A 6437-nucleotide genomic window follows, 5' to 3' on the forward strand; every position below is an offset into this window, starting at 1 on the left:
CCCTGCATGCCATGCTTCTTTCGCCCCGTCGTCCGCTCCTGATCGTCCTTGCCCTGTCTCAGGCTTTCCCAGTGTTGGCGGCGCCGCAGGAGCTTGATGAACAGGACATGCAGGCGGTGCGCGTCACGGCGACGCGGGCGCAGGGCTTCATGCCGAACACCGTGGAGGCGGGGAGCTTTCGTGGTTCGGACGTCATGGACGTGCCCGCGACCGTCAATGTGATCACGCGCGAGGTGCTCGAGCTGCAGGCCGCCGCCGGCCTGTACGACGCGCTGCGCAACACGGCCGGCGTCACCCGCCAGCAAAATGGCGGCGACACCTGGGACCAGCTGGTCATCCGCGGCATCGCGGTGGAAAACCGCACCAACTACCGCCTCAACGGCTCGCTGCCGCTGATGAACTTCGGCCAGGTCGCGATGGAGAACAAAGAGCGGGTCGAGGTGCTCAAGGGCGCCACCGCCCTGTACTACGGCTTCACTTCGCCGGCCGGCGTGGTCAACTTCGTCACCAAGCGCGCCGGCAGCGTGCCGGTCAATACGGTCGGGCTGGCGCTGGACGACAACGGCTCGGCCGTCGCCAGCGCCGACGTGGCGCGCCGCTTCGGGCAGCGCCAGGAATTCGGCGTGCGCGTCAATGCCGCCGGCGGCACGCTCGGCTCGCACCTCGACGGCGTCGGCAACGGCAACCGCGGTTTCGCCTCCGCCGCCATCGACTGGCGCGTGAACGAGCGCCTGCGCCTGCGCGCCGACCTCGAGTACGACAAGCGCCGCGTGACCGAGCAGGTTGGCGTCAACCTGCCGCCGACCGTCGGCGGCGTCATTCAGTTGCCGCGTGCCGTCGACCCGCGCCGCCTGGTCGGCCCCGACTGGGCGCGCTTCGAGACGCATGCGCGCAATGTCCAGCTGCGCGCCGACGTCGCGCTGAACCAGGACTGGGCCCTGACCCTGGAGGCCGGTCACGCCGAGACCAGACGCGAGCGCAACCTGCCGATCTTCCGCTTCGATAATGCGGCCAGCGTCGCCACCGGCGCCGGCCGCATCACCGGCAATTCGCAGTTCGCGGACGTCGATTCCGACATGCTGCGCGCCGAGCTGGCCGGGCGCTTCGTCACCGGCGCGCTGACCCACGACCTGACGCTCGGCGCGAGCGGCACCGACAAGGGCCAGGCGCCGGTCTACCAGTCCAACTACACGATCCCGTTTCAAAACCTGTACGACCCGGTCCCGATCCGCAACGCCGGCTTCGGCGCCGTGCCGACGCAGCCGACCACCGCCGCGCTGGAAAGCCGCGACAAGGGCCTGTACCTGGTCGACCGTATCCAGCTGGGCCAGTGGCAGCTGATCGGTGGCGTGCGCCGGGTCGACTACTGGAGCCGCCAGGGCGCCAACCGCTACGACGTGAGCGAAACCACCCCGCTGGCGGCCGTGATCTGGCGCGCCCGCGCCGACTTCTCGCTGTATGCCTCGATGGCCGAAGGGCTGGAGGAAGGCGAGGCGGCGCCGGCCGGCAGCGCCAACGAGGGCGCCCGCCTGGCGCCGGGCGTGAGCAAGCAAAAGGAGGTCGGCGCGCGCTGGCGCACCGGCGGCGGCTTCCTGACCCAGCTGGCGCTGTTCGACATCGACCGTCCCGGCTACTACACCAATGCCGCCAACGTGTTCACCGCCGACGGCGAGCAGCGCTATCGCGGCGTCGAGCTGTCGGCGCAAGGGCGCGTCACGCGCCGCCTGTCCTGGCAGGGTTCGGCCCAGGTGCTCGATCCCGAGTTCCGCGACATCGGCGCCGCCTACGACGGCAAGCTGCCCGAGAACGCGGCGCGCCGCACCGCCAGCAGTTACCTAGCCTACGAGCTCGATGCGGTGCCCGGCCTGTCGCTGACCCTGGGCGCGTATTACACGGGCAGGCGCCCGGTGAATGACCTGAACCAGGCCTGGCTGGGCGGCACGACCCTGTTCAGCGTGGGCGGGCGCTATGCCACGCAGGCCTTCGGCAAGCGCACCACCTGGCAGCTCAACATCGACAACGCGGGCGACAAGCAGTACTGGGCCGGCGCCGGCACGCGCCTCTCGGCCGGCCTGCCGCGCCTGGTCAAGCTGTCGGTGAAGGTGGACCTGTGAAGGCGGCGCCGGATTCGCCATGGCGCTGGCGCCTGCCGACCGTGCGCGAGGTTTGGTTCCAGCTGCACTGGTTCGTCGGTATCACGGCCGGCACCTTGCTGGCCGTGATCGGCCTCACCGGCGCCATCCTCGCGTTCGAGGACGAGATCGTGGAAAGCATCAATCCCGGCGTGTTCGCCGTGCCGGTGCAGGAGCGGACGCGCCTGGAGCCGGAACAGATCCTGCGCGCGGCGCGCCAGGCCCATCCCGGCGAACGGGTCGCCAGCATCTCGATCGCGGCGCAGCCCGGCAGCACCGTCGGCGTACGCTTCGCCCCGCCGCCCGGGGAGCGGCGTGGCGTGGAAATCCGCATCCACCCCTATGACGGCAGCGTGCTGCCCGCCGTGCGTGGCGCGGCCTTTTTCGAGTTCGTCGATGCGCTGCACCGTTGGCTCTTGCTGCCGCGCGCGCCGGGCCGCATCGTGCTCGGCATCCTGGCCCTGTGCCTGGTGGGCCTGGCGCTCAGCGGCCTGTATCTGCGCTGGCCGCGCAAGAAGGACTGGCGCAGCTGGCTGACCTTCAACACGTCGCTGCGCGGCCGATCCTTCCTGTGGGCGCTGCACGCGATCGCCGGCACCTGGGCCCTGGTCGCCTACCTGGTGGTGGCAGGCACCGGACTTTACTGGAGTTTCGACATCGTACGCGGCGCCTTGCAGGACTGGGCCGGCGCACCAATGGCGCAGCCGCGCGAAGGCAGATCCGCCGCCGCGCCGCGTGGCGCGGGAGGCCTGGCGCCGGCCTGGAATACCTTCGTGTCGACCGCGCCCGGCTGGTCGAGCGCGACCATCCGCTTGCCGGAGCGCGCGAGCGGCGCCTACCAGCTGACCTGGCTCGCGCAGGATGCGCCGCACGACCGCGCGCGCAACCGCATGACCGTCGGCGGCGGCGGCGCGGTGCGCCACGACGAGCGCCATGCCGACAAGAGCGTCGGGCAGCGCGCCCTGACCACCATCCGTCCGCTGCACACGGGGACCTATTTCGGATTGCCGGGGCGGATCGTCATGATGTTGGCCAGCCTGGCCTTGCCTGGCTTCGCGATCACCGGCTGGATGCTCTACCTTGGCCGGCGGCGCCAGAAGCGTGCGCTGGCGCGCGAGCGCAGCCTGGCGGCGCGGGCCGACGTGAACGCTGACGTGGTCGCGACTGGTGCGCCGGTGCTGGTCGCCTTCGCGACCCAGGGCGGCCAGGCCGAACGGATCGCGCTGCACAGCGCCGGGGCGCTGCGCGCGGGCGGCCGCGCGGTCGACCTGCGTCCCGTGTCGGCGCTGGCGCCGGGCGACCTGGCCGGCTACGGACAGGCGCTGTTCGTGGCCAGCACCTTCGGCGAAGGCGAGGCCCCCGATTCCGCGCGGCGCTTCAGCCGCGAGCTGGAAGCGTGGCAATCGATGTTCGACAGTTGCCGCTTCGCCGTGCTGGCGCTGGGCGACCGCAACTACGCGCGCTTCTGCGGCTACGGCCACGCGCTCGAGCGCCGCCTGCAGGCGCTGGGCGGCAAGCCGCTGTTCCCGCTGATCGAAGTGGACCAGGGCGACGCAACGGCGCTGGGACGCTGGATGCATGCGCTGGGCGGGCTTGGCGCCGCGGCGGGAGAGCTGCCGCCCGGCGCCGCGGCCGCACCGTTTTCCGACTGGGTGCTGCATTCGCGGCGCCTGCTCAACCCCGGCAGCCTGGGCGCGCCGATGTACGAGATCGCCTTGCGCCCAAGCCTGGAGGCCGGCTGGCAGCCGGGCGACCTGCTCGAGGTCGCCGTCCCCGAGGCGCCTGCGGCGCCGCGCCGCTATTCGATCGCCAGCGTGCAGGCGGACGGCGCGCTGGAACTGCTGGTGCGCCAGCAGCGCCACGCGCATGGCCTCGGCCTGGCCTCCGGCTGGCTGACCGAGCGCCTGGCCATCGGTGGATCGGTGCGTGCGCGCCTGGTCGCCAATCCGGGCTTTCACGCGCCGGACGACGACCGTCCGTGCATCTATATCGGCAACGGCTCGGGCATGGCCGGCTTGCGCGGCCACCTGCGCAGCCGCGCCGGCATGGGACGGGGCCGCAACTGGCTGCTGTTCGGCGAGCGCCAGCGCGCCTTCGACAGCCTGTGCGCCGCCGAGCTCGCGGTTCTGCAGTCGGCGGGCATGTTGCCCGAACTCGACCTGGCGTTCTCGCGCGACCCGCAGCCCGAATACGTCCAGGACCGCCTGCATGCGCGCGCCGACCTGCTGCGACGCTGGATCGACGACGGCGCCACGATCCACGTCTGCGGCAGCCTGCAGGGCATGGCCGGGGCGGTGCACGAGGCGCTGGCCGCTATCCTGGGGCAGGCCCGGCTCGAGCAGCTGATGGAGACCGGCCGTTACCGGCGCGACGTCTACTGAGCCGCGTTCATTGCGATCGTACGGCGCCTGCAGGGTGGCGCCGCTCTCGTTATACTGCGCGCATGAACATTTCCCCATCCGACGCCGACGGCGATTTCCAGGCCCTCGTGGCGGCGCGCCGCAATTTCACGCTGCGGCGACTGCACGCGCCCGGACCCGATGCCCAGGCGCTTGCCCGCATCGTCGAAGCGGCCGCGCATGCGCCCGACCACGGCCTGCTGCGGCCGTGGCGCTTCGTGCTCATCCCGCAGGAGCGGCGCGCCGACCTGGGCGAGGTGTTTGCCGAGGCCCTGGCCGAGCGCGATCCCGGCTGCGGCGAAGACGCGCTGGCCACCGCGCGCGACAAGGCGCAGCGCGCGCCCTGCCTGCTGGTGGCGGTGCTGCGCGACGATCCCGCGGCCAAGGCGATTCCGGTGGCCGAGAAGCTGGTCTCGCTCGGCTGTGCATTGCAGAACCTGTTGCTCGCGGCCGGCGTCGCCGGCTTCGCGACCGGCCTGGCCAGCGGCGCCGCGATGGACGTCCCGGGCATGCGCCGCCTGCTGCGCCTCGCGCCGCACGAGCGCGCGATCTGCTTCATCGGCCTGGGCACGGCGGCGCTGGAAAAACCGCCGCGCCCAAGGCCGGACGCGGCGGATTACCTGAGCAGCATCTAGCACGCGCTCGATCGGTCCCAGCCCGGTTGCGCCCCCCAGCCCCACGTCCCGAACGGCGGCAGTCGCCATGACGAGCTTCGGCTGCCAGGCCGAATTCACAATTTCAACGGTTAGCTCGGCCGTTTTTGATCCACATCAAGTTTTTATTTAGTCAACGAATTGTAGGATGCGGCATGCGCAATCGCCGCTTTCACGCGAATGCGCTTCCCGGTGCGCCGCACTGTTCCCGGCGCCCCTGTTTCGTTCGTTTCCACGGGCCTCGCCCTGAATGTATCGTGAGCCGACATCGCATCGCACCCCGCCAGTTCCTGGCAACCCTGCCCCTGTTCGCCGACCTCTCGCCCGAGCAGCTCGACCTGCTCGCGCAAGCGACCACCGAGCTGCACGTGCCGCGCGGCCGCGTGGTCGTCGAGCGCGGCGAATCCTGCAGCGGCCTGCACGCCGTGATCTACGGCGACGTCAAGCTCTCCATCGTCTCGAGCGAAGGCGACGAGAAGGTGGTCGAACTGATCGGCCCCGGCCAGAGCTTCGGCGAGGCGCCGCTGTTCATGGAGCGTCCCTACATGACCCAGGCCGAGACGCTGGCCGACAGCATGCTGCTGCACATCGCGAAGCACGCGATCTACGCCCAGATCGAACGCAATCCCGGCTTCGCCCGGCGCCTGCTGGCGTCCATGAGCCGGCGCCTGCACGGCCTGATCTCGGACGTCGAGTCCTATACGCTGCGCAGCGGCAGCCAGCGCATCGTCAGCTACCTGCTCAAGGACGATCCGCCGCAGGGCGCGCAGGTGACGCTGGCGGCGCGCAAGAAGATGATCGCGTCGCGCCTGTCGCTGTCGCCCGAATACTTTTCGCGCGTGCTGCACGACATGGCCCACCGCGGCATGGTCGGCATCGCCGGGCGCAGCATCACCATCCTCGACATCGAGCGCCTGCGCGCCTACGAAGGCTGACGCCGCGCCGTCATCAACCATCCACGGAGGCGTTTCATGTACATGCACCTGACCGAATTCACCGACAACGCCCTGCGGCTGCTGGTCTACCTGGGCAACCACCGCGAGCGGGTCGCGACTATTAACGAGATCGCCGAGCGCTACGGCATTTCGCGCCACCACCTGGCCAAGGTGTCCTGCGTGCTGTCCGCGTCCGGGCTGATCGAGACCTCGCGCGGCCGCCTGGGCGGGATGCGCCTGGCCGGCGCGCCGCGCGACATCCGCCTGGGCGAAGTCGTGCGCTGCACCGAGCGCGGCCTGGCGCGCGGCGCGCGCGGC

At 71.0% G+C, this 6437-nt stretch carries 5 protein-coding genes; all 5 read left to right on the top strand.

All coding sequences use genetic code 11. The features are described from left to right. Positions 1–11: 11 nt before the first annotated feature. Complete coding sequence (locus tag HMPREF9710_RS13370) at positions 12–2114, top strand: TonB-dependent siderophore receptor (RefSeq protein WP_005667133.1); 2103 nt, start codon at positions 12–14, stop codon at positions 2112–2114. After that, positions 2111–4513 carry a PepSY domain-containing protein gene (locus tag HMPREF9710_RS13375; protein WP_005667135.1) on the top strand — a complete coding sequence of 801 codons (2403 nt, stop codon included), beginning with the start codon at positions 2111–2113 and terminating at the stop codon, positions 4511–4513. Before HMPREF9710_RS13370 ends, HMPREF9710_RS13375 begins: the two co-directional genes overlap by 4 nt. A gap of 62 nt (positions 4514–4575) precedes the next feature. Beyond that, on the top strand, positions 4576–5166 hold the full coding sequence (locus HMPREF9710_RS13380) for a nitroreductase family protein (RefSeq protein WP_005667136.1): 591 nt from the start codon (positions 4576–4578) through the stop codon (positions 5164–5166). A 272-nt stretch (positions 5167–5438) separates the two neighbouring features. Continuing rightward, entirely contained in the window at positions 5439–6119 is a 681-nt protein-coding gene (locus HMPREF9710_RS13385; RefSeq protein WP_051205115.1) for a Crp/Fnr family transcriptional regulator, read from the top strand. Between the two features lie 36 nt (positions 6120–6155). After that, on the top strand, positions 6156–6437 hold a 282-nt coding region (locus HMPREF9710_RS13390; protein ID WP_005667138.1), incomplete at its 3' end, for an RrF2 family transcriptional regulator.

The sequence above is a fragment of the Massilia timonae CCUG 45783 genome (genome assembly GCF_000315425.1).
GTDB lineage: Bacteria > Pseudomonadota > Gammaproteobacteria > Burkholderiales > Burkholderiaceae_D > Telluria > Telluria timonae.

Bases quoted from the DNA above. Each gene is read 5' to 3' on its own strand.
- HMPREF9710_RS13370 (WP_005667133.1), top strand. From the start codon at position 12: ATGCTTCTTTCGCCCCGTCGTCCGCTCCTGATCGTCCTTGCCCTGTCT.
- HMPREF9710_RS13380 (WP_005667136.1), top strand. From the start codon at position 4,576: ATGAACATTTCCCCATCCGACGCCGACGGCGATTTCCAGGCCCTCGTG.